General features: G+C 56.1%; 20 protein-coding genes. 10 read left to right on the top strand and 10 right to left on the bottom strand.

Annotated elements, in window-relative coordinates; translation table 11 throughout:
- Nucleotides 1-51: 51 nt before the first annotated feature.
- The 3 genes from ACQG0T_RS21330 to ACQG0T_RS21340 are packed head-to-tail and all read left to right on the top strand — an operon-like array spanning nt 52 to nt 2,189.
- Nucleotides 52-1,071 (top strand): hydrolase, encoded by a 1,020-nt coding sequence (locus tag ACQG0T_RS21330; protein WP_271040476.1) that lies wholly within the window; start codon nt 52-54, stop codon nt 1,069-1,071.
- Nucleotides 1,071-1,289 (top strand): YheU family protein, encoded by a 219-nt coding sequence (locus ACQG0T_RS21335; RefSeq protein ID WP_014171926.1) that lies wholly within the window; start codon nt 1,071-1,073, stop codon nt 1,287-1,289. The genes ACQG0T_RS21330 and ACQG0T_RS21335 overlap by 1 nt, the downstream gene beginning before the upstream one ends.
- 30 nt (nt 1,290-1,319) lie before the next feature.
- Complete coding sequence (locus ACQG0T_RS21340) at nt 1,320-2,189, top strand: phosphoribulokinase (protein WP_003861663.1); 870 nt, start codon at nt 1,320-1,322, stop codon at nt 2,187-2,189.
- Nucleotides 2,190-2,283: 94 nt separating this feature from the next.
- Here ACQG0T_RS21340 and ACQG0T_RS21345 read toward each other — a convergent pair whose 3' ends face one another.
- Nucleotides 2,284-2,688, bottom strand: a complete 405-nt coding sequence (locus ACQG0T_RS21345) for an OsmC family protein (protein ID WP_015571423.1) — start codon at nt 2,686-2,688, stop codon at nt 2,284-2,286.
- Between the two features lie 310 nt (nt 2,689-2,998).
- On the opposite strand from ACQG0T_RS21345, the gene crp reads away from it, so the two are divergent.
- Entirely contained in the window at nt 2,999-3,631 is a 633-nt protein-coding gene (crp, locus tag ACQG0T_RS21350) for a cAMP-activated global transcriptional regulator CRP (RefSeq protein WP_000242758.1), read from the top strand.
- A 57-nt stretch (nt 3,632-3,688) separates the two neighbouring features.
- A complete protein-coding gene (locus ACQG0T_RS21355; RefSeq protein ID WP_006812214.1) occupies nt 3,689-5,776 on the top strand; it encodes a YccS/YhfK family putative transporter in 2,088 nt (695 codons plus the stop codon).
- On the opposite strand, the gene argD is transcribed toward ACQG0T_RS21355, so the two are convergent.
- From argD to ppiA, 4 genes are all read right to left on the bottom strand, one after another.
- Nucleotides 5,773-6,993 (bottom strand): bifunctional acetylornithine/succinyldiaminopimelate transaminase, encoded by a 1,221-nt coding sequence (argD, locus tag ACQG0T_RS21360; protein WP_172973738.1) that lies wholly within the window; start codon nt 6,991-6,993, stop codon nt 5,773-5,775. The two genes, ACQG0T_RS21355 and argD, sit on opposite strands and share 4 nt — an antisense overlap.
- Before the next feature lie 87 nt (nt 6,994-7,080).
- Nucleotides 7,081-7,644 carry an aminodeoxychorismate synthase component 2 gene (gene pabA / locus ACQG0T_RS21365; RefSeq protein WP_017384162.1) on the bottom strand — a complete coding sequence of 188 codons (564 nt, stop codon included), beginning with the start codon at nt 7,642-7,644 and terminating at the stop codon, nt 7,081-7,083.
- Nucleotides 7,645-7,674: 30 nt separating this feature from the next.
- Nucleotides 7,675-8,259, bottom strand: a complete 585-nt coding sequence (locus ACQG0T_RS21370; RefSeq protein ID WP_023295530.1) for a putative adenosine monophosphate-protein transferase Fic — start codon at nt 8,257-8,259, stop codon at nt 7,675-7,677.
- Between the two features lie 104 nt (nt 8,260-8,363).
- Nucleotides 8,364-8,936 carry a peptidylprolyl isomerase A gene (gene ppiA, locus ACQG0T_RS21375; RefSeq protein WP_003861649.1) on the bottom strand — a complete coding sequence of 191 codons (573 nt, stop codon included), beginning with the start codon at nt 8,934-8,936 and terminating at the stop codon, nt 8,364-8,366.
- A 278-nt stretch (nt 8,937-9,214) separates the two neighbouring features.
- Here ppiA and tsgA point away from each other — a divergent pair, with 278 nt between their 5' ends.
- The 5 genes from tsgA (at nt 9,215) to ACQG0T_RS21400 (ending at nt 15,347) form a co-directional block, all read left to right on the top strand.
- Nucleotides 9,215-10,399: an MFS transporter TsgA gene (gene tsgA, locus ACQG0T_RS21380; protein WP_015571426.1), complete on the top strand. Its 1,185-nt coding sequence runs from the start codon at nt 9,215-9,217 to the stop codon at nt 10,397-10,399.
- A 260-nt stretch (nt 10,400-10,659) separates the two neighbouring features.
- Nucleotides 10,660-13,203, top strand: a complete 2,544-nt coding sequence (nirB, locus tag ACQG0T_RS21385) for a nitrite reductase large subunit NirB (RefSeq protein WP_426723869.1) — start codon at nt 10,660-10,662, stop codon at nt 13,201-13,203.
- Entirely contained in the window at nt 13,200-13,526 is a 327-nt protein-coding gene (gene nirD, locus ACQG0T_RS21390) for a nitrite reductase small subunit NirD (RefSeq protein WP_015571429.1), read from the top strand. The genes nirB and nirD overlap by 4 nt, the downstream gene beginning before the upstream one ends.
- Before the next feature lie 134 nt (nt 13,527-13,660).
- Nucleotides 13,661-15,034 carry a siroheme synthase CysG gene (cysG, locus tag ACQG0T_RS21395; protein WP_426723870.1) on the top strand — a complete coding sequence of 458 codons (1,374 nt, stop codon included), beginning with the start codon at nt 13,661-13,663 and terminating at the stop codon, nt 15,032-15,034.
- 142 nt (nt 15,035-15,176) lie between these two features.
- Nucleotides 15,177-15,347 carry a YhfL family protein gene (locus ACQG0T_RS21400; RefSeq protein WP_008503029.1) on the top strand — a complete coding sequence of 57 codons (171 nt, stop codon included), beginning with the start codon at nt 15,177-15,179 and terminating at the stop codon, nt 15,345-15,347.
- A gap of 137 nt (nt 15,348-15,484) precedes the next feature.
- Here the strand turns inward: ACQG0T_RS21400 and trpS are convergent, their stop codons facing one another.
- The 5 genes from trpS to damX all read right to left on the bottom strand — a co-directional run bounded on the left by trpS (nt 15,485) and on the right by damX (nt 20,137).
- Nucleotides 15,485-16,489, bottom strand: coding sequence for a tryptophan--tRNA ligase (gene trpS / locus ACQG0T_RS21405; protein WP_015571430.1), 1,005 nt, complete (start codon nt 16,487-16,489; stop codon nt 15,485-15,487).
- The gene (gene gph, locus ACQG0T_RS21410; RefSeq protein WP_017384158.1) at nt 16,482-17,243 is read right to left on the bottom strand and encodes a phosphoglycolate phosphatase; all 762 of its coding nucleotides are present in this window, start codon (nt 17,241-17,243) and stop codon (nt 16,482-16,484) included. Before gph ends, trpS begins: the two co-directional genes overlap by 8 nt.
- A complete protein-coding gene (gene rpe, locus ACQG0T_RS21415; protein ID WP_023295532.1) occupies nt 17,236-17,913 on the bottom strand; it encodes a ribulose-phosphate 3-epimerase in 678 nt (225 codons plus the stop codon). The genes gph and rpe overlap by 8 nt, the downstream gene beginning before the upstream one ends.
- 39 nt (nt 17,914-17,952) lie before the next feature.
- Nucleotides 17,953-18,765 (bottom strand): adenine-specific DNA-methyltransferase, encoded by an 813-nt coding sequence (dam, locus tag ACQG0T_RS21420; protein WP_015571432.1) that lies wholly within the window; start codon nt 18,763-18,765, stop codon nt 17,953-17,955.
- A 67-nt stretch (nt 18,766-18,832) separates the two neighbouring features.
- Nucleotides 18,833-20,137 (bottom strand): cell division protein DamX, encoded by a 1,305-nt coding sequence (gene damX / locus ACQG0T_RS21425; RefSeq protein ID WP_017693869.1) that lies wholly within the window; start codon nt 20,135-20,137, stop codon nt 18,833-18,835.
- Nucleotides 20,138-20,147: the final 10 nt, after the last annotated feature.

Below are 20,147 nucleotides of genomic sequence, written 5' to 3' on the forward strand. Positions count from 1 at the left end.
GTACAATTCGGAAGGTATAGTTAATTTCTGACAAGAATCAGCATCGCCCTTATGACCCAAATCATTCCCTCAGACTTCGACATTGCAGCCGAAGAGAGCGCAGAGTTCGTGCCCATGCGCGGTGTGGCTAACCCTCACCTGCAAACCATGCTGCCGCGCCTGATCCGCCGCAAGGTACAGTTCACCCCGCACTGGCAACGCCTGGATTTGCCGGATGGCGACTTTTTGGATCTCGCCTGGAGCGAAGATCCGGATCGGGCCAGACATAAACCCCGTCTGGTGGTGTTTCACGGTCTGGAAGGCAGCCTACACAGCCCTTACGCACACGGTCTCATTGAGGCGGCGAAAGCCCGCGGCTGGCTTGGGGTAGTGATGCATTTTCGCGGATGCAGCGGCGAGCCTAATCGTCAGAAACGTATTTATCACTCGGGTGAAACCGAGGACGGTACCTGGTTCCTGCGCTGGCTAAGAGACAATTTCGGCGAGGCGCCAACGGCAGCGGTGGGGTATTCGCTGGGCGGCAATATGCTGGCCTGCCTGCTGGCGAAGGAGAGCGACGCCGTACCGCTGGATGCGGCGGTGATCGTCTCTGCGCCCTTTATGCTGGAGCAGTGCAGCTATCATATGGAAAAGGGGTTTTCGCGAGTGTACCAGCGCTACCTGCTCAACCTGCTGAAAGCCAACGCCGCGCGCAAGCTGAAGGCCTATCCGGATACGCTGCCTGTGACGCTGCAACAGCTCAAACGCGTGAAGCGCCTGCGCGAGTTTGATGATTTGATCACCTCGAAAATTCACGGCTTTGCCGATGCGATTGACTATTACCGTCAGTGCAGCGCCATGCCTTTACTGAACCAAATCACGAAACCTACGCTGATTATCCACGCCAAAGATGATCCGTTTATGGATCATCACTCGATTCCGGCGCCCGATCATCTGCCGGCCAACGTGGAGTATCAGCTCACCCAATTCGGGGGACACGTCGGCTTTGTCGGCGGCACGCTGCGTCGGCCAAAAATGTGGCTTGAGACGCGTATTCCCGACTGGTTAACGGCTTATCTGGAAGGTAAATAATGATTATTCCCTGGCAGGATCTCTCTCCCGACACGCTCGATAATCTGATTGAAAGCTTTGTCTTGCGCGAAGGCACCGATTATGGTGAACATGAACGTTCGCTTGAACAAAAGGTCAACGATGTTAAGCGCCAGCTTAAAAGCGGCGACGTGGTGCTGGTATGGTCCGAACTGCATGAGACGGTCAATATCATGCCACGCAACGCGTTTCACGGCTGATCTTTACACTTTTCCAGTCAGGGAGTTGCTATGTCTGCCAGACATCCGGTTATTGCCGTTACGGGTTCGAGTGGGGCGGGAACCACTACCACCAGCCTCGCCTTCCGCAAGATCTTCGCCCAGCTTAACTTACGGGCGGCAGAGGTAGAAGGCGACAGCTTTCACCGCTACACGCGCCCGGAGATGGATATGGCCATCCGCAAGGCGCGCGATCTGGGTAAACACATCAGCTACTTCGGCCCGGAGGCGAATGACTTCGGCCTGCTGGAGCAAACCTTCCGTGAATACGGGCAAAGCGGTACCGGGCAGTCCCGCAAGTATCTCCACACCTACGATGAAGCCGTGCCCTGGAACCAGGTCCCCGGCACGTTCACGCCCTGGCAGCCGCTGCCGGAACCGACTGACGTGCTGTTTTACGAAGGATTGCACGGCGGCGTGGTGACGCCTCAGCACGACGTGGCGCGCCACGTGGATTTGCTGGTGGGGGTGGTGCCGATCGTTAACCTTGAGTGGATCCAGAAGCTGACGCGTGACATGAGCGAGCGCGGCCATTCGCGAGAGGCGGTCATGGACTCGGTGGTGCGCTCCATGGAAGATTACATCAACTTCCTGACGCCGCAGTTCTCCCGAACCCACATTAACTTCCAGCGCGTCCCCACCGTGGACACCTCCAACCCGTTCGCTGCAAAAAGCATCCCTTCCCTGGACGAGAGCTTTGTGGTGATCCACTTCCGCAACCTGGAAGGCATTGATTACCCCTGGCTGCTGGCGATGCTACAGGGTTCGTTTATTTCGCACATGAATACGTTAGTGGTGCCCGGGGGAAAAATGGGGCTGGCAATGGAGCTGATCATGACACCGCTGGTGCAGCGGCTGATGGAAGGAAAGCAGATCGCGTGACGCCTGTTGCCGGATGGCGCTTCGCTTATCCGGCCTACGTTCGTGCAGTTGTAGCTTTGGTAGGGCGGGTCAGCGAAGCGCCACCCGCCAAAAATTAAGCCGCGATCACTTCATACGAATGGGTGATTTTTACCGCTTTCTCCAGCATTAACGCCACAGAGCAGTATTTTTCCGCAGACAGGTCAACCGCACGCGAGACCGCCGCATCCTTCAATTCTTTGCCGGTGACGATAAAGTGCAAATTAATATGCGTGAACAGGCGGGGCGCCTCTTCACGACGTTCCGACGTCAGCTTCACTTCACAATCGGTCACGTCATGACGGCCTTTTTGCAGGATCGACACCACGTCGATCGCACTGCATCCGCCTGCCGCCATCAGCACCATTTCCATTGGGCTTGGCGCTTTATCGCCGGAGTTGCCATCCATCAAAACCTGGTGCCCGGAAGCAGACTCGCCCAGGAACGTTAACCCTTCAACCCATTTCACACGCGCTTGCATATTCACTCACTCCAACGTTGCATTTTTTATGACAGATTACGTGTACGTTACATTTCTCGCAACGGAAGGCGACCTGCGTCATGCTGAAGCGAGACACCAGGAGACACGCGGCGAAAGCTATGCTAAAACACTCTGGATGCTACAGTAATACATTGACGTTACACATGTATGCAGAGGACATTAAACTTTACTGGCTGCGAAACGTTACGACAGCCGACTTCCCAGGTATGGGTAAGAATTCGATTGCAACCCCAGAGTCCGGATGCATCTTATGACTCTGGTGACAGCTTATAACAGAGGATAACAGCGCATGGTGCTTGGCAAACCGCAAACAGACCCGACTCTCGAATGGTTCTTGTCTCATTGCCACATTCATAAGTACCCATCAAAGAGCACGCTGATTCACCAGGGTGAAAAAGCGGAAACGTTGTATTACATCGTTAAAGGCTCGGTGGCCGTGCTGATCAAAGATGAAGAAGGGAAAGAGATGATCCTTTCTTATCTGAACCAGGGCGATTTTATCGGTGAACTGGGCCTGTTTGAAGAAGGCCAGGAACGTAGCGCCTGGGTTCGTGCAAAAACAGCATGTGAAGTGGCTGAAATTTCTTACAAGAAATTCCGTCAGCTGATTCAGGTCAACCCTGACATCCTGATGCGTCTTTCTTCCCAGATGGCACGCCGTCTGCAAGTGACCTCTGAGAAGGTGGGTAACCTCGCCTTCCTGGACGTGACCGGTCGTATCGCGCAGACGCTGTTGAACCTGGCGAAACAGCCAGACGCCATGACCCACCCTGACGGTATGCAAATTAAAATTACCCGCCAGGAAATCGGTCAGATCGTCGGCTGCTCCCGTGAAACAGTGGGCCGTATCCTGAAGATGCTGGAAGACCAGAACCTGATCTCTGCCCACGGTAAAACTATCGTGGTCTACGGAACCCGTTAATTTCGGTCAAACGGCGTGCCGCCGCAGGGTGGCACGCCGTTTTTGTCTCTACTCCTCATGTGGCGCAGGCTGATCTATCACCCGGAAGTTAACTACGCACTGCGACAAACGCTGGTGTTGTGTCTTCCCGTGGCCGTGGGCCTGATCCTCGGACATCTTCAGCAAGGCCTGCTGTTTTCTCTTGTGCCCGCCTGCTGCAACATTGCCGGTCTGGATACGCCGCATAAACGCTTTTTCAAACGTCTGATTATTGGCGGCTGCCTGTTTGCCGGCTGTAGCCTTGCCGTACAACTCTTACTGGCCCGCGACATTCCTCTGCCGCTGATCCTGACCGTGCTGGCGATGACGCTCGGCGTCACCGCCGAAATCAGCTCGCTGCACGCCCGCCTGCTTCCCGCGTCGCTGATTGCCGCTATCTTCACCTTAAGCCTTGCGGGCAATATGCCGGTGTGGGAGCCATTGCTGATCTACGCCCTCGGCACGCTGTGGTACGGGCTGTTTAACTGGTTCTGGTTCTGGCTGTGGCGGGAACAGCCGCTGCGCGAATCCCTGAGCCTGCTCTACGTGCAACTTGCTGAATACTGCGAAGCAAAATACACCCTGCTCACTCAACATACCGACCCGGAAAAATCCCTGCCGCCGCTGCTGGCGCGCCAGCAAAAAGTGGTGGATCTGATCAGCCAGTGCTATCAGCAGTTGCACATGCTTGCCGCCAACAAAAATCATGAATACAAGCGGCTGCTGCGAACCTTCCAGGTCGGGCTGGATTTGCAGGAGCATATCTCCGTCAGCCTTCATAATCCGGAAGAGGTGCAAAAGCTGGTGGAGCGCAGCCATGCGGAAGCGGTGATCCGCTGGAACGCGCAGACCGTCGCGGCCCGCCTGCGGGTGCTGGCTGACGATATCCTCTATCACCGCTACCCGACGCGCTTTAACATGGACAAACAGCTCGGCGCGCTGGAAAAGATTGCGCGTCAGCACGCGGATAACCCGGTCGGGCAATTTGCTGCCTGGCATTTCAGCCGCATCGCCCGGGTGTTACGCACCCAGCGCCCGCTTTATGCCCGGGACCTGATGGCCGATAAGCAAAAACGGCTGCCGCTGCTGCCCGCGCTCAAAAGCTATCTATCACTGAAATCTTCCGCCCTGCGCAATGCCGCGCGGATCAGTGTGATGCTGAGCATCGCCAGCCTGATGGGAATGGCCCTGCACCTGCCGAAACCCTACTGGATCTTAATGACCGTGCTGTTTGTCACCCAGAACGGCTATGGCGCCACGCGGGTGCGCATTCTGCATCGGGCGGGCGGTACGATGGCGGGGCTGATTATCGCGGGCGTGACGCTGCACTTTCACGTGCCGGAAGGCTATACCCTGGCCGGTATGCTGGCGATCACGCTGGTGAGCTACCTGATCATCCGCAAAAACTACGGCTGGGCCATGGTGGGCTTTACGGTCACGGCGGTGTATACCCTGCAACTGCTCACGCTTAACGGGGAACAGTTTATTATTGCCCGGCTGGTCGATACGCTAATTGGCTGCCTGATCGCCTTTGGCGGCATGGTCTGGTTGTGGCCGCAGTGGCAAAGCGGGCTGCTGAGGCAGAACGCCCACGACGCGCTCGAAGCCGATCAGCAGGCCATTCGTCTTATTCTGAGCGATGACCCGCAGCCCTCTCCGCTGGCCTACGAGCGCATGAAGGTCAACCAGGCGCATAACGCCCTGTTCAACTCCCTTAACCAGGCCATGCAGGAGCCGGGCTTTAACGCGCACTATCTGGCTGACATGAAGCTGTGGGTCACGCACAGCCAGTTTATCGTCGAGCACATCAATGCCATGACGACGCTGGCGCGGGAGCACACGATGCTGACGCCGGATCTGGCGCAGCGCTATTTGCAGTCGTGTGAAATTGCGTTGCAGCGCTGTCAGCAGCGTCTGGAGTATGACGCGCCGGGCGAGTCAGGGGATTCGAACATTCTGGAAGCGCCGGAGACGCTGACCCATGGGCCGATGAGCACCCTTGAGCAGCATTTACAGCGCGTTCTCGGGCACCTGAACACCATGCACACCATTTCGTCGGTGGCATGGCGTCAGCGCCCGCATCACGGGATTTGGTTAACGCGTCGGTTAAAACGAACCGCGTATTAGCCGCTGACGATCTTCGCGACTGCCGCGGCAAAACGGGTTAATCCGTCTTCGATGTCTTTGTCTTCCACCACCAGCGATGGCGCAAAGCGCATCACGTCCGGCCCGGCGTTGAGCACCATGACGCCTTCGTGCGCGGCGGCGTGCAGGAAATCGCGCGCGCGGCCTTTGTACTGCGGCTTCAGTTCGGCGCCCATCAGCAGCCCCATCCCGCGGATGTCGCTGAAGACATCAAACTGTTGGTCAATCTGCTGGAGATGTTTCACAAACAGGTCGCGTTTCGCATTCACGCCATTCAGGACGTCCGGCGTATTAATGATGTCGAACGCCGCACCCGCCACGGCGCACGCCAGCGGATTACCGCCGTAGGTGGAGCCGTGTGAGCCTACATGAAATGCGGAAGCGATATCCTGGGTGGTGAGCACCGCACTGACCGGGAAACCGCCGCCGAGCGCTTTCGCGCTGGTCAGAATATCCGGCGTTACGCCGTAGTGCATATAAGCAAACAGGTCTCCGGTACGCCCCATCCCACACTGCACTTCATCAAACACCAGCAGCGCCTGGTGCTCGTCGCACAGCTCGCGCAGCCCTTGCAGAAATTCCGGGGTGGCCGCCGTGACGCCGCCTTCCCCCTGAATGGGCTCGACCACCACGGCACAGGTGTGATCGTCCATCACCGCTTTAACGGCGTGGAGATCGTTAAACGGCACGTGGATGATATCCGCAGGTTTCGGACCAAAGCCGTCGGAATACTTCGGCTGGCCGCCAACGGAAACGGTAAAGAAGGAGCGACCGTGGAAGGCGTTATGGAAGGCGATGATTTTGGTTTTGTACGGACTATGACGCGTGGTTGCGTAGTAGCGCGCCAGCTTAAAGGCGGTTTCGTTGGCTTCGGTGCCGGAGTTCATAAACAGCACGCGTTCGGCGAAGGTTGCATCGATGATCTTACGCCCCAGACGCAGCGCCGGTTCGTTGGTGAACACGTTGCTCGTGTGCCACAGCGTTTCGCCCTGCGTTTTCAGCGCGTCCACCAGCGCAGGATGGCAATGGCCCAGCGCCGTCACCGCAATACCGCCTGCGAAATCAACATACTCATTGCCCTGCTGATCCCAGACGCGGCTGCCTCTCCCTTTCACCGGGATAAACTCAGCCGGTGCATAAATCGGCAGGATCACTTCATCGAATGTCGCGCGGGTAATTGCTGGTTGCTCAGTTGCCATGTCATGACCATCCATTTTTATGTCACATTGATTTTGAAAATATAATCACAAAATATGCATAAAAAATCACAACAAGGCAACAGATATTCAGCGATTAAGGAAATTGGCCAGTAGCGCGTGCCCCTGTTCGCTGAGAATGCTTTCCGGGTGGAACTGCACGCCTTCCAGATCGTACTCGCGGTGGCGAATGCCCATGATCTCCTGCGTCTCGCTCCAGGCGGTGACCTCAAAGCAGGCCGGCAGGGTCGGCGGATCAATGATCAGAGAATGGTAGCGCGTCACGGTTAACGGATTGTTCAGCCCCAGGAATACGCCGGTACCGGTGTGCGTGACCGGAGAGGTTTTGCCGTGCATGACTTTCGCGGCACGGACAATGGTGGCGCCAAAGACCTGCGCAATGGCCTGATGACCCAGGCAGACGCCCAGAATCGGCAGTTTGCCCGCATAATGGCGGATCGCCTCCAGCGAGATACCAGACTCCGAAGGGGTACACGGCCCCGGCGAAATCACGATTTTCTGGGGTGCCAGCGCGTCAATGTCAGCCAGCGCGATCTCATCGTTACGGCGGACAACCACCTCTGCCCCCAGCTCACAAAAATACTGGTAAAGGTTCCAGGTAAAGGAATCGTAGTTATCAATCAGCAGAATCATGGCGGCTCCTGAAAAAATGGCCGCCCTATTTTACGCAGATTCCCGCGCTTCGCTCACAACTTTGGCAAAGATGGCGTTCAGGGCGGTCAAATCCCCCATTGCCCCGCTCTGATTGGCGGCTGCCCAGTCGTTCGGGTCGATCCCCTGCCAGTTCAGCACATAGCCCGCATGAATAGCCAGTTGTTCAAAGAAGATCCGCTGGGCCACGCCATTACCGCTCATAAACGGATGTAGCATGTTGATTTCACAGTAGTAATGACTGATTCTGTCTGTAAACTCTGCTTTCTGAAGGCCCACCAGATATTTATCACTTTCCAGCGAAGCCATCAGCTCATTACCCACTTTCTCGATGTACTCGAAATGGCAAAAAGGAATGTCGCCCTTAGAAATATCGGCGGTGCGCAGCTCGCCCGCGCCTTTCATTTCGTTGCGGAATAAATGGCGGTGAATAAGACACAGATGGGGTAAACCCGGTGCGGAAGGCCCCAGTTCCAGCGTCTCGATATCGGGTTCAGCGGGACCCTTACCTTTTTCAAGGAGGCAGCTGGCCTGAAAATTGACCTTACGTTGTTGCTCCCAGAGACGGGATTTTTGCTTGTCGGTGAGTTTTTTCACTACGCCTCCCTGAATAGTCCGTTTGCCACAAGTATAAGCAGCAAAACGCGCTTTCGCAGGGAGGGTGGAAAGACACGGGCAAGATGTGCCCGTGTAAGGGAACGTTACGGCAGCACTTTCGCGGAGAGAATGACGACAGGCTTAGTCGGCACATTCTGGTATGGACCGACATCGTGAGTCTGAACCTGAGAGATCTTATCCGCAACGTCCATGCCTTTCACCACTTTGCCAAACACCGCGTAGCCAAAGTCGCGCTGACCGTGGTCCAGGAAGGCGTTATCAGCCACGTTGAGGAAGAACTGGCTGGTGGCGCTGTCTTTGTCCGCCGTACGCGCCATGGAGATGGTGCCGCGCTTGTTCAGCAGGCCGTTGTCTGCTTCATTTTTGATGGGCGGGTTGGGCTGTTTCTGCTGCATCTGCTCGTTAAAACCGCCACCCTGAATCATAAAGCCCGGGATCACGCGGTGGAACGTGGTGTTGTTATAAAAACCACTGTTCACGTAGTCGAGGAAGTTTTTCACCGAAACAGGGGCTTTCTGGCTATCCAGCTCCAGCTCAATATTCCCCGCAGAGGTAGTCAGCAGGACGTGAGGGTCTCCTTTGGCTGCCAGCGCAGCAGGGGAAACGGCAGAAAGAGCAAACACAGCTGCGACAGCCGCCAGTGTTGATTTGAGCATGAGAATTCCTTAACAAAGCGCAGTATAAAAAGCGAATGGCTTGATTCTAAAGAGCAGTATGAACCCAGACCAGTCTTTTACCTAATTTTACCAAATTGAAACAATTATTACCGCGCAAACGATTGTTCACCCCACAACGTAATGTGATCTGCATCACGTTAAAACCTGCAATTGTGCTCAAAATTTTCTGAAAAGATTTAATTAGATCACTTTCGCGACTAAAATCTGCCCGCTCAAACGCAGTCATTGCGTTTTTCTTTACTTTTAACAGGCCAGACATGACTAACAGCAATCGCATCAAGCTCACATGGATCAGCTTCTTCTCTTACGCCCTGACCGGCGCGTTGGTGATCGTCACCGGGATGGTGATGGGAAATATCGCAGACTACTTCCAGCTGCCCGTTTCCAGCATGAGTAACACCTTCACCTTCCTGAACGCGGGGATCCTGATCTCTATTTTCCTGAACGCCTGGCTGATGGAAATCGTGCCGCTGAAAACGCAGCTGCGTTTCGGCTTCGTGCTGATGGTTGCCGCCGTGGCGGGCCTGATGCTGAGCCACAGCATCGCCCTCTTCTCTGCCGCCATGTTCGTGCTGGGCCTGGTGAGCGGGATTACCATGTCGATCGGTACGTTCCTGATTACGCACATGTATGAAGGCCGCCAGCGCGGCGCGCGTCTGCTGTTCACCGACTCCTTCTTCAGCATGGCCGGGATGATTTTCCCGATGGTCGCCGCGTATCTTCTGGCGCGCAGCATTGAGTGGTACTGGGTGTACGCCTGCATTGGTCTGGTTTATGTCGCGATCTTTGTTCTCACCTTCGGCTGCGAGTTCCCGGTGCTGGGCAAAAAAGCGCAGACTACGTCCGAGCCGGTTGCGAAAGAAAAATGGGGTATCGGCGTACTGTTCCTCTCCATCGCCGCGCTGTGTTACATCCTCGGTCAGCTGGGCTTTATCTCCTGGGTTCCTGAATACGCGAAAGGTCTGGGCATGAGCCTGAACGACGCGGGTAAACTGGTGAGCGATTTCTGGATGTCTTACATGTTCGGCATGTGGGCGTTTAGCTTTATCCTGCGCTTCTTCGACCTGCAACGGATCCTGACCGTTCTGGCGGGTCTGGCGACCGTGCTGATGTATCTGTTCATCAACGGTTCCCCGGAGCATATGCCGTGGTTCATCCTGACCCTGGGCTTCTTCTCCAGTGCGATTTACACCTCGATCATCACCCTTGGCTCTCTTCAGACCAAAGTGGCCTCGCCAAAGCTGGTGAACTTCGTGCTGACCTGCGGCACCATCGGCACCATGCTGACCTTCGTGGTCACGGGCCCGATTGTTGCGCACAGCGGCCCGCTGGCGGCGCTGCATACCGCTAACGGTCTGTACGCCGTGGTGTTCATCATGTGCTTCGTGCTGGGCTTTGTGACCCGTCACCGTCAACACAACCCGGCAACAGCTACCCACTAATCGCCGTAACCCCTTTGCGTACTGCAAAGGGGTTTTCCCCTGCTCACCCGCCCTGCCCGCCGATGGGTAAAAAACCCCACTATATTTGTGCAAAAAACAAGCAAGCACAAAAATCAAACAATATCCGTCACTTATAAAAATCCTGACAAATCATAGATATACCCACTAAGGGGTAGGTGAAGGCGTATTTGATTTGCATCAATAAGTGCCCCTGCTGAATCGTTAAGGTAGGCAGTAATAGAAAAGAAATCGAGGCAAAAATGAGCAAAGTCAGACTCGCTATCATCGGTAACGGCATGGTCGGCCACCGCTTTATTGAGGATCTTCTCGATAAAGCCGATGCTGAGCAGTTCGATATTACCGTGTTCTGTGAAGAACCCCGCAAGGCGTACGACCGTGTGCACTTGTCTTCCTACTTCTCTCACCATACCGCCGAAGAGCTCTCTCTGGTGCGTGAAGGGTTCTACGAGAAGCATGGCGTAAAAGTGCTGGTGGGCGAACGCGCTATCACCATCAACCGTCAGGAGAAAGTGATCCACTCCAGCGCCGGACGTACGGTTTTTTACGATAAGCTGATCATGGCGACGGGCTCGTATCCGTGGATCCCGCCTATTAAAGGGTCGGAAACCCAGGATTGCTTCGTTTACCGTACCATTGAAGACCTCAACGCCATTGAATCCTGCGCACGTCGAAGCAAACGCGGCGCGGTTGTCGGCGGTGGTCTGCTGGGTCTGGAAGCGGCAGGCGCGCTGAAAAACCTCGGCGTTGAAACCCACGTCATCGAATTTGCCCCGATGCTGATGGCAGAACAGCTGGACCATATGGGTGGCGACCAGCTACGCCGTAAAATCGAAAGCATGGGCGTGAAGGTTCACACCAGCAAGAACACCAAAGAGATCGTGCAGGAAGGCACCGAAGCGCGTAAAACCATGCGCTTTGCAGACGGCAGCGAGCTGGAAGTGGATTTCATCGTCTTCTCCACCGGTATTCGCCCGCGCGACAAGCTGGCCACCCAGTGCGGTCTGGCCGTTGCGCAGCGCGGCGGGATCATGATCAACGATACCTGCCAGACCTCCGATCCGGATATCTACGCTATCGGCGAATGCGCCAGCTGGAATAACCGCGTATACGGTCTGGTTGCACCAGGGTACAAAATGGCGCAGGTCGCCGTTGACCATATCCTCGGCAGCGAAAACGCCTTCACCGGCGCAGACATGAGCGCCAAGCTGAAGCTGCTGGGCGTGGACGTGGGCGGTATTGGTGATGCGCATGGCCGCACCCCGAACTCCCGCAGCTATGTTTATCTGGACGAAAGCAAAGAAGTCTACAAACGCCTCATCGTCAGCCAGGACAACAAAACTCTGCTCGGGGCGGTGCTGGTGGGCGATACCAGTGACTTCGGTAACCTGCTCCAGCTGGTGCTGAACGCCATTGAGCTGCCGGAAAACCCGGACGCGCTAATCCTCCCGGCTCACGCCTCCAGCGGTAAGCCGTCCATCGGCGTGGATAAACTGCCGGACAGCGCGCAAATCTGTTCCTGCTTCGACGTGACCAAAGGCATGCTGATCTCCGCCATTAACAAAGGCTGCCACACCGTTGCGGCGCTGAAGGCGGAAACCAAAGCCGGGACCGGCTGCGGCGGCTGTATTCCTCTGGTCACTCAGGTGCTGAACGCCGAGCTGGCAAAACAGGGCATTGAAGTGAACAACAACCTGTGCGAGCACTTCGCTTACTCTCGCCAGGAGCTGTATCACCTGATCCGCGTGGAAGGCATTAAGTCCTTCGACGAACTGCTGGAGAAACACGGCCAGGGCTATGGCTGTGAAGTATGTAAGCCTACCGTCGGTTCTCTGCTGGCGTCCTGCTGGAACGAATATGTGCTCAAACCAGAACACACTCCGCTTCAGGACACCAACGATAACTTCCTGGCCAATATTCAGAAAGACGGGACTTACTCGGTGATCCCGCGTTCTGCCGGAGGGGAGATTACCCCGGAAGGGCTGGTCGCCGTGGGCCGTATCGCCCGTGAGTTTAACCTGTACACCAAAATCACCGGCTCCCAGCGTATCGGCCTGTTCGGTGCGCAGAAAGATGACCTGCCGGAAATCTGGCGTCAGCTGATTGAAGCGGGCTTTGAAACCGGTCACGCGTACGCCAAGGCGCTGCGCATGGCGAAAACCTGCGTGGGCAGCACCTGGTGCCGCTACGGCGTGGGCGACAGCGTGGGCTTTGGCGTAGAGCTGGAAAACCGCTACAAAGGCATCCGTACGCCGCACAAAATGAAGTTCGGCGTGTCAGGATGTACCCGTGAATGTGCGGAAGCCCAGGGGAAAGACGTGGGTATCATCGCCACCGAGAAAGGCTGGAACCTGTACGTGTGCGGTAACGGCGGGATGAAACCTCGCCACGCGGATCTGCTGGCCGCCGATCTCGATCGCGATACGCTGATCAAATACCTCGACCGCTTCATGATGTTCTACATTCGTACCGCCGATAAGCTGACCCGTACCGCGTCCTGGCTGGATAATCTCGAAGGCGGCATCGACTACCTGAAATCGGTCATTATCGACGACAAGCTGGGTCTGAATGAACAGCTGGAATCCGAGATGACTCGCCTGCGCGAGGCGGTGATCTGCGAGTGGACCGAAACCGTGAACACGCCAGCGGCGCAGACGCGCTTCAAACACTTTATCAACAGCACCCAGCGCGACCCGAACGTGCAGGTGGTGCCGGAGCGCGAACAGCATCGTCCAGCGACCCCGTATGAACGTATTCCGGTGATACTGGTGGAGGAAAACGCATGAGCCAGTGGGTAAACATCTGCAATATTAACGACATTCTGCCAGCAACCGGCGTCTGTGCCCTGCTGGGCAACGAGCAGGTGGCGATTTTCCGCCCTCGCCACGATGAACAGGTCTATGCCATCAGCAATATCGACCCGTTCTTCGAGGCCAGCGTGCTCTCCCGCGGTCTGATTGCGGAGCACCAGGGCGAGCTGTGGGTTGCCAGCCCGCTGAAAAAGCAGCGCTTCCGCTTAACCGACGGACTCTGCATGGAAGATGAAAGCTTCTCGGTCAAACACTACGACGTCCGCGTGAAGGACGGCGAGGTGCAGCTGAAAGCGTAACCCCTCGCCTTTTCAATAGGAAAGGCTTATGACCCCTTATGGGTAACGGCAGGAAAAACCGTATGTTCTGTACGATTCCTGCTGTTATCCTGACGTCAATTCTTCCCCCGCCATGAATGCTGTGAGGTAACGTCGTGGATCACCTGCCGATTTTTTGTCAATTACGCAACCGCGACTGCCTGCTCGTGGGCGGCGGCGATGTGGCTGAACGCAAGGCACGCCTGCTGTTAGAGGCGGGTGCCCGGCTGACCGTCAACGCCCTCACCTTTGCCCCACAGTTTGACGTCTGGGCGCAGGAAGGGATGCTCACCCAGGTGCAGGGCGAATTTGATGAATCCCTGCTGGATACCTGCTGGCTGACCATCGCCGCAACGGATAACGATGACGTTAACCAGCGCGTCAGCGACGCCTGCGAAGCGCGCCGCATCTTCTGTAACGTTGTGGATGCGCCGAAAGAGGCGAGCTTTATCATGCCGTCGATTATTGACCGTTCACCGCTGATGATTGCGGTGTCGTCCGGCGGGCGCTCGCCCGTTTTTGCCCGTCTGCTGCGGGAAAAACTGGAAGCCGTGCTGCCGCAGCATCTTGGTCAGATTGCCCAATACGCCGGGGAGCTGCGCTCCCGCGTGAAGCAAACCTTCGCAACCGTGGGCGAACGCCGTCGCTTCTGGGAGAAGTTCTTTGTCAACGACAGGCTGGCGCAGTCCCTTGCCAATCAGGACACCAAAGCCGTTGAAGAGACGACCGAACAGCTCCTGAGCGAGCCGCTGGACCATCGCGGTGAAGTGGTGCTGGTGGGCGCAGGTCCCGGCGATGCGGGCCTGCTGACGCTGAAGGGTCTCCAGCAGATCCAGCAGGCGGACATCGTGGTATATGACCGTCTGGTCTCTGATGACATCATGAATCTGGTGCGCCGCGATGCTGACCGCGTGTTCGTCGGCAAACGGGCAGGTTATCACTGCGTGCCGCAGGAGGAGATCAATCAGACCCTGCTGCGGGAAGCGCAAAAAGGTAAGCGCGTGGTGCGCCTGAAGGGTGGCGATCCGTTTATCTTTGGTCGTGGCGGCGAAGAGCTGGAAACCCTGTGCAACGCGGGTATTCCGTTCTCCGTGGTGCCGGGCATTACGGCGGCGTCCGGCTGTTCTGCCTATTCCGGCATTCCGTTAACCCATCGCGACTATGCCCAGAGCGTGCGCCTGGTGACGGGCCACCTGAAAACCGGCAGCGAACTGGACTGGCATAATCTGGCCGCTGAAAAGCAGACGCTGGTGTTCTATATGGGGCTAAATCAGGCAGCCACGATCCAGGCGAAACTGCTGGAGCACGGCATGGAAGCAGATATGCCGGTCGCACTGGTGGAAAACGGCACCGCCATTACGCAGCGCGTGGTCGATGGCGTGCTGACGCAGTTGGGCGAGCTGGCGCAGCAGGTTGAAAGCCCGGCGCTGATCGTGGTGGGTCGCGTGGTAGCCCTGCGCGAAAAACTGAACTGGTTCTCCAGCCACTAACGCATAATCTCTCCCGGGAGTAGTCTTTAAGCGGACTACTCCCTTCTTACCTCAGTCGATAACATACCGCCCGCATAATGGAACTTTTCCATTTATTCCCTCGTGTTACATCCAATTTTCGATTTATTGACAAGGAATGCGTATGTTCAAACTGGCAAAAGCTGCCGTTCTGGTCGGCCTGTTATCAACTCTGACGGCCTGCACCGGTCACGTTCAAAATACTAAAAATAATTGCAGCTACGATTACCTGCTTCACCCGGCGATCTCCATTTCGAAGATCATCGGCGGTTGCGGCCCGGCGGCACAGCAGTAAGCGTTTTTCAGGCGTAAAAAAACCGGGGATGTCCCGGTTTTTTTGTTTCGTCAGTTTTGTCGGGTGGCGGCTCCGCCTTACCCGACCTGCACGGTCCCGTAGGCCGGGTAAGCGTAAGCGCCACCCGGCAAAGCGGCTTAAGGTTTCGCCACAAACCCAATAGCGTCGTACACCGCTTTCAGGGTTTCGGAGGCGCGCGCGCTGGCTTTTTCCGCGCCCTCTTTCATCACTTTTTGCAGGAAAGCTTCGTCGTTACGGTAACGGTGATAGCGCTCCTGCAACTCGGTCAGCATGCCGGAAACGGCGTCTGCCACTTCGCCTTTCAGGTGGCCGTACATCTTGCCTTCAAAGTGTTTTTCCAGCTCAGGGATGCTCTGTCCGGTCACACCGGAGAGAATGTCCAGCAGGTTAGACACACCCGCTTTGTTCTGCACGTCGTAGCGCACCACTGGCGGCTCGTCGGAGTCGGTCACCGCACGCTTGAGCTTTTTCACCACCGATTTCGGATCTTCCAGCAGGCCGATAACGTTGTTGCGGTTATCGTCAGACTTGGACATCTTTTTGGTCGGCTCCAGCAGCGACATCACGCGCGCACCGGATTTCGGAATAAACGGCTCAGGCACTTTGAACACGTCACCGTAAAGCGCATTGAAGCGCTGGGCAATATCGCGGCTCAGCTCCAGGTGCTGCTTCTGGTCTTCACCCACCGGCACCTGGTTGGTCTGGTACAGCAGAATGTCGGCCGCCATCAGCACCGGATAGTCAAACAGACCGGCGTTGATGTTTTCAGAGTAGCGGGCAGATTTATCCTTGAACTGGGTCATGCGGCTCAGCTCGCCGAAATAGGTGTAGCAGTTCAGCGCCCAGCCCAGCTGCGCGTGCTCTGGCACGTGAGACTGAACGAAAATGGTGCTCTTCTCTGGATCGATACCGCACGCCAGGTACAGCGCCAGCGTATCAAGTGTTGCTTTGCGCAGCTTCTCGGGATCCTGACGCGCGGTGATAGCATGCAAATCCACGATGCAGTAAATGCAGTGGTAGTCATCCTGCATGCTCACCCACTGACGTAACGCACCCATGTAGTTACCAATGGTCAGTTCACCTGAAGGCTGTGCGCCACTAAAAACGATGGGCTTAGTCATTATTCAATTCCTGATGTTCACTGTGCGAGAGCCCGAGTGCGGGCAACAAATCTTTGAAGTGGTCGAACACAACGTCCGGCTCACTCAGCGTAATGGCTTCACCGTAGTTGTAGCCGTAGGTCAACCCAACCGACGGGCAACCTGCCGCTCTGGCAGCCAGAATATCATTGCGGGAATCCCCGACAAAGAGCAGCTCCGCAGGCGCTAAGGATAATTTTCCTGCCACCAGCAATAGCGGTTCCGGATGCGGCTTTTTATTCTGCACGTCATCGCCGCCCACAATTACGGAGAAGTATTTCGCGATATCCAGCGCTTCCAGCAGAGGCGCAACGAACGGTGTCGGCTTGTTAGTCACCAGCCCCAGCGGGATGCCTTTGGCATGTAGCGCGCTCAGCGTTTCAGCGACATCCGGGAACAGGAAGCTGCCCTCTTCGACGGTCTCTTCGTAGAAACGGTCGAACAGTTTGCGCAGAATACGCTGCTGCTCATCCTGGGGAATATCCGCGTGGTCAACACTCGGTTTACCTTGCGCGGAACGCTGAGAGGCACGCTCCTGACGAGCCCAGGTCAGCGCGCGCTCCATCAGCACGTCTGCACCGTTACCAATCCACGTCACGACGCGCTCTTCGCCTGCAACGGGGAGTTCAAGGGCATACAGCGCCTGATCGACGGCGCGGGTTAATCCTGGCGCGCTGTCGACCAGCGTGCCGTCGAGGTCAAATGCTACACCCCGAATAGCCTGCAATTTATCCATGACTTACCTTCGCCAGTTCACGGCGCATTTCATCAATGACTTTTTTGTAATCCGGTTGATCGAAGATGGCGGAGCCTGCGACGAACATATCCGCTCCTGCCGCCGCAATCTCACCGATGTTATTGACCTTCACGCCGCCGTCCACTTCCAGACGAATATCATAGCCAGACTCATCAATACGGCGGCGCACTTCACTCAGTTTGTCGAGGGTCTGAGGGATAAATGACTGACCACCAAAGCCCGGGTTGACGGACATCAGCAGGATCACGTCCAGCTTGTCCATCACGTAGTCGAGATAGCTCAGCGGGGTCGCCGGGTTAAAGACCAGTCCCGCCTTACAGCCGTTCTCTTTGATCAGCTGTAGCGTGCGGTCAACGTGTTCGGAGGCTTCCGGGTGGAAAGTGATGATGCTGGCACCCGCCGCGGCGAAATCAGGCACGATGCGGTCAACCGGTTTCACCATCAGATGCACGTCAATGGGCGCGGTGATCCCGTAGTTACGCAGTGCTTTAAGCACCATCGGACCGATGGTCAGGTTGGGAACGTAGTGGTTATCCATAACGTCGAAATGGACGACATCCGCGCCAGCCGCGAGAGCTTTGGCAGTGTCTTCACCCAGGCGGGCAAAATCGGCCGACAGAATTGAGGGGGCAATCAAAAACTGTTTCATCCGCATCTCCTTGAAATGTGTTTACCGGCGGGCAAAGGCTCAGGGTCGATAAAGCGCCAGAAGTTCGTCCACCTTTTTACGTGTGCCGCCGTTGCTGCTAATGCTACGCCGCACTTTTACCTGAAAATGCTTCGCGGCTTTGTACCATTCGCGCGTATCAGGCGTGTCGTGATTCGAAATTAACACCGGAATTCTTTTGCTGACCAGCTTTTCCGCCATCTCAGCCAGACGAGCCTGCTCGGCCGGGCTGAAGCTATTAGTGTGGTAGGCGGTGAAATTTGCCGTGGCAGACAGCGGCGCGTAAGGCGGGTCGCAGTAGACCACCGAGTTTACGCCCGCCAGATCCATGCACTCTTCATAGGAGAGACAGTAGAACTCGGCATTCTGCGCTTTTTCAGCAAAGTGATACAGTTCGTCCTGTGGGAAGTAGGGACGCTTATAGCGGCCAAACGGCACGTTAAACTCGCCACGCAGATTATACCGGCACAGACCGTTGTAACCATGGCGGTTGAGATAAAGAAACAACAGCGCGCGACGGAACGGATCCTGGCTTTGATTAAACTCAGCGCGGAACTGATAGTAGACGTCCGGGTTGTTGTTCTCTGGCGTAAACAGCTTCCGCGCCTCTTCCACATACTCATCGGTACGCAGTTTGACGATGTTATAGAGGCTGATAAGGTCGCTGTTGATATCCGCCAGGATATAACGAGAAAAATCGGTATTCAGGAACACCGATCCAGCACCCACGAAGGGCTCGATAAGACACTCGCCTTTCGGCAGGTGCTTTTTAATATCGTCGAGCAGGGGGTATTTCCCCCCTGCCCATTTCAGAAAAGCGCGATTTTTTTTCATGCTGACTAACTGATTACACCTTCTCCGGCTGTGGAGAAAGCTCCGACAGCATCCTGCGCTTTAAACATTACTTCAGATCGGCCTGCACCTGATGAATCGGCTTCGCCCACGGGTTTTTCGCCTGCACGTCGGCTGGCAGCGTGGAAACGGCACGTTTTGCTTCATCTTTGGAAGCATAAATACCACTCACCAGCACATACCACGGTTGACCGTTACGGGTCGTCTGATAAACCACGTAGTTTTTCAGATTCGATTTCTTCGCCCAGGCGTTGAGGTTGTCATAGTTAGACGAACTGCTCAGCTGAAGGGTGTAGTTGCTGGAAGAGGCCGACTGCAAAGAACCCACGTTGCCCGTCGTTTTACCTGATGCAGCGCCCGTTTTGGCTGCGGGAGCCGCAGGTGTTGTTGCAGAAGGTGTTGTTGCAGCAGGCGCGGTTGTGGTCGCCGTTGCTTTCGGTGCAGTGGTTGCCGCAGGCGTTGGCGCTTTAACCGGCTGGCTCACAGCAGGTTTGGTCTGCGCTGGCGCTTTCGTTTCTGGCGCTTTTGCCACGGTTTGCGGTTTCGTCTCACGCTTCGGCTCAATCACAGCCTGCTTACGCTCCTGGCGTGGCGCAGTCTGCGTCTGGCGCGGTTTGGTTTCCGTTGTCGCCGTTTGCTGCTGGGCATTGCTGCCATGAACTGGCGCAACGGTGGCTGGTTCAGTTGGCAGCGTGGAGTTCACCACGGCAGCGTTAACCTGCTCCTGATTCTGCGGCTGCATCAGCGCATTGTTCAGATCGCCCTGAACTTCAACACGCTGCTGGCCTTCAGGCGTCGCAGGCGCCTGGCCCTGAGTCGGGGTCGCAGAGACAGGCGGCAGAGAGATATCCTGGCCAGCGCTGGTGTTACCTGCGGTCTGCTCTGCGGAAGTGGTGCCCGGCGCAGGCTGAGCGCCATTCGCCTGGTTGCTCGCATCGTTACCAGACAGGTCGATGCTCTTCTCGGCAGACGCCGTCTGCTCGGTAGAATTGGTAGAAGGTGCTTTTAGCGCGGACCCAATGCCGACAATCAGCAAGACCAGCACCAGAACGCCAAGGCCCATCATGATGTACTGACGGGAGGCCGGTTTTGCCGCTACCGCTTTTTTACGTTTGCGCGGACGACGTTCAACAGGCTGTTCATCCATTAACTCTTCTTCGGATTCATACTCCTCGTCTTCCCGCTCATTTCGCGCGTTACGGCTACGCGAAGGGCGACGATCGTCTGCATCCAGTTCGACATCGTCAAAATTGATCTGCGGCTCGTTATCACGTTCTGAAGATTGACGAGAACGACCAGTACGACGATCGCTGGGATCGGGTTTCAGCTCGTCTTCTGGTTTGAATTCATCCATTTAACACCCC

Origin of the sequence: Enterobacter cloacae complex sp. 302F9 (genome assembly GCF_050030335.1) — a bacterium.
GTDB lineage: Bacteria > Pseudomonadota > Gammaproteobacteria > Enterobacterales > Enterobacteriaceae > Enterobacter > Enterobacter hormaechei_C.

Bases quoted from the DNA above. Each gene is read 5' to 3' on its own strand.
- gph (WP_017384158.1), bottom strand. From the start codon at position 17,243: ATGGATAAATTGCAGGCTATTCGGGGTGTAGCATTTGACCTCGACGGC.
- ACQG0T_RS21335 (WP_014171926.1), top strand. From the start codon at position 1,071: ATGATTATTCCCTGGCAGGATCTCTCTCCCGACACGCTCGATAATCTG.
- crp (WP_000242758.1), top strand. From the start codon at position 2,999: ATGGTGCTTGGCAAACCGCAAACAGACCCGACTCTCGAATGGTTCTTG.
- ACQG0T_RS21400 (WP_008503029.1), top strand. From the start codon at position 15,177: ATGTTCAAACTGGCAAAAGCTGCCGTTCTGGTCGGCCTGTTATCAACT.
- damX (WP_017693869.1), bottom strand. From the start codon at position 20,137: ATGGATGAATTCAAACCAGAAGACGAGCTGAAACCCGATCCCAGCGAT.
- trpS (WP_015571430.1), bottom strand. From the start codon at position 16,489: ATGACTAAGCCCATCGTTTTTAGTGGCGCACAGCCTTCAGGTGAACTG.
- ACQG0T_RS21340 (WP_003861663.1), top strand. From the start codon at position 1,320: ATGTCTGCCAGACATCCGGTTATTGCCGTTACGGGTTCGAGTGGGGCG.
- nirB (WP_426723869.1), top strand. From the start codon at position 10,660: ATGAGCAAAGTCAGACTCGCTATCATCGGTAACGGCATGGTCGGCCAC.
- ACQG0T_RS21345 (WP_015571423.1), bottom strand. From the start codon at position 2,688: ATGCAAGCGCGTGTGAAATGGGTTGAAGGGTTAACGTTCCTGGGCGAG.
- ppiA (WP_003861649.1), bottom strand. From the start codon at position 8,936: ATGCTCAAATCAACACTGGCGGCTGTCGCAGCTGTGTTTGCTCTTTCT.
- pabA (WP_017384162.1), bottom strand. From the start codon at position 7,644: ATGATTCTGCTGATTGATAACTACGATTCCTTTACCTGGAACCTTTAC.
- ACQG0T_RS21330 (WP_271040476.1), top strand. From the start codon at position 52: ATGACCCAAATCATTCCCTCAGACTTCGACATTGCAGCCGAAGAGAGC.
- argD (WP_172973738.1), bottom strand. From the start codon at position 6,993: ATGGCAACTGAGCAACCAGCAATTACCCGCGCGACATTCGATGAAGTG.
- rpe (WP_023295532.1), bottom strand. From the start codon at position 17,913: ATGAAACAGTTTTTGATTGCCCCCTCAATTCTGTCGGCCGATTTTGCC.
- dam (WP_015571432.1), bottom strand. From the start codon at position 18,765: ATGAAAAAAAATCGCGCTTTTCTGAAATGGGCAGGGGGGAAATACCCC.
- nirD (WP_015571429.1), top strand. From the start codon at position 13,200: ATGAGCCAGTGGGTAAACATCTGCAATATTAACGACATTCTGCCAGCA.
- ACQG0T_RS21355 (WP_006812214.1), top strand. From the start codon at position 3,689: ATGTGGCGCAGGCTGATCTATCACCCGGAAGTTAACTACGCACTGCGA.
- tsgA (WP_015571426.1), top strand. From the start codon at position 9,215: ATGACTAACAGCAATCGCATCAAGCTCACATGGATCAGCTTCTTCTCT.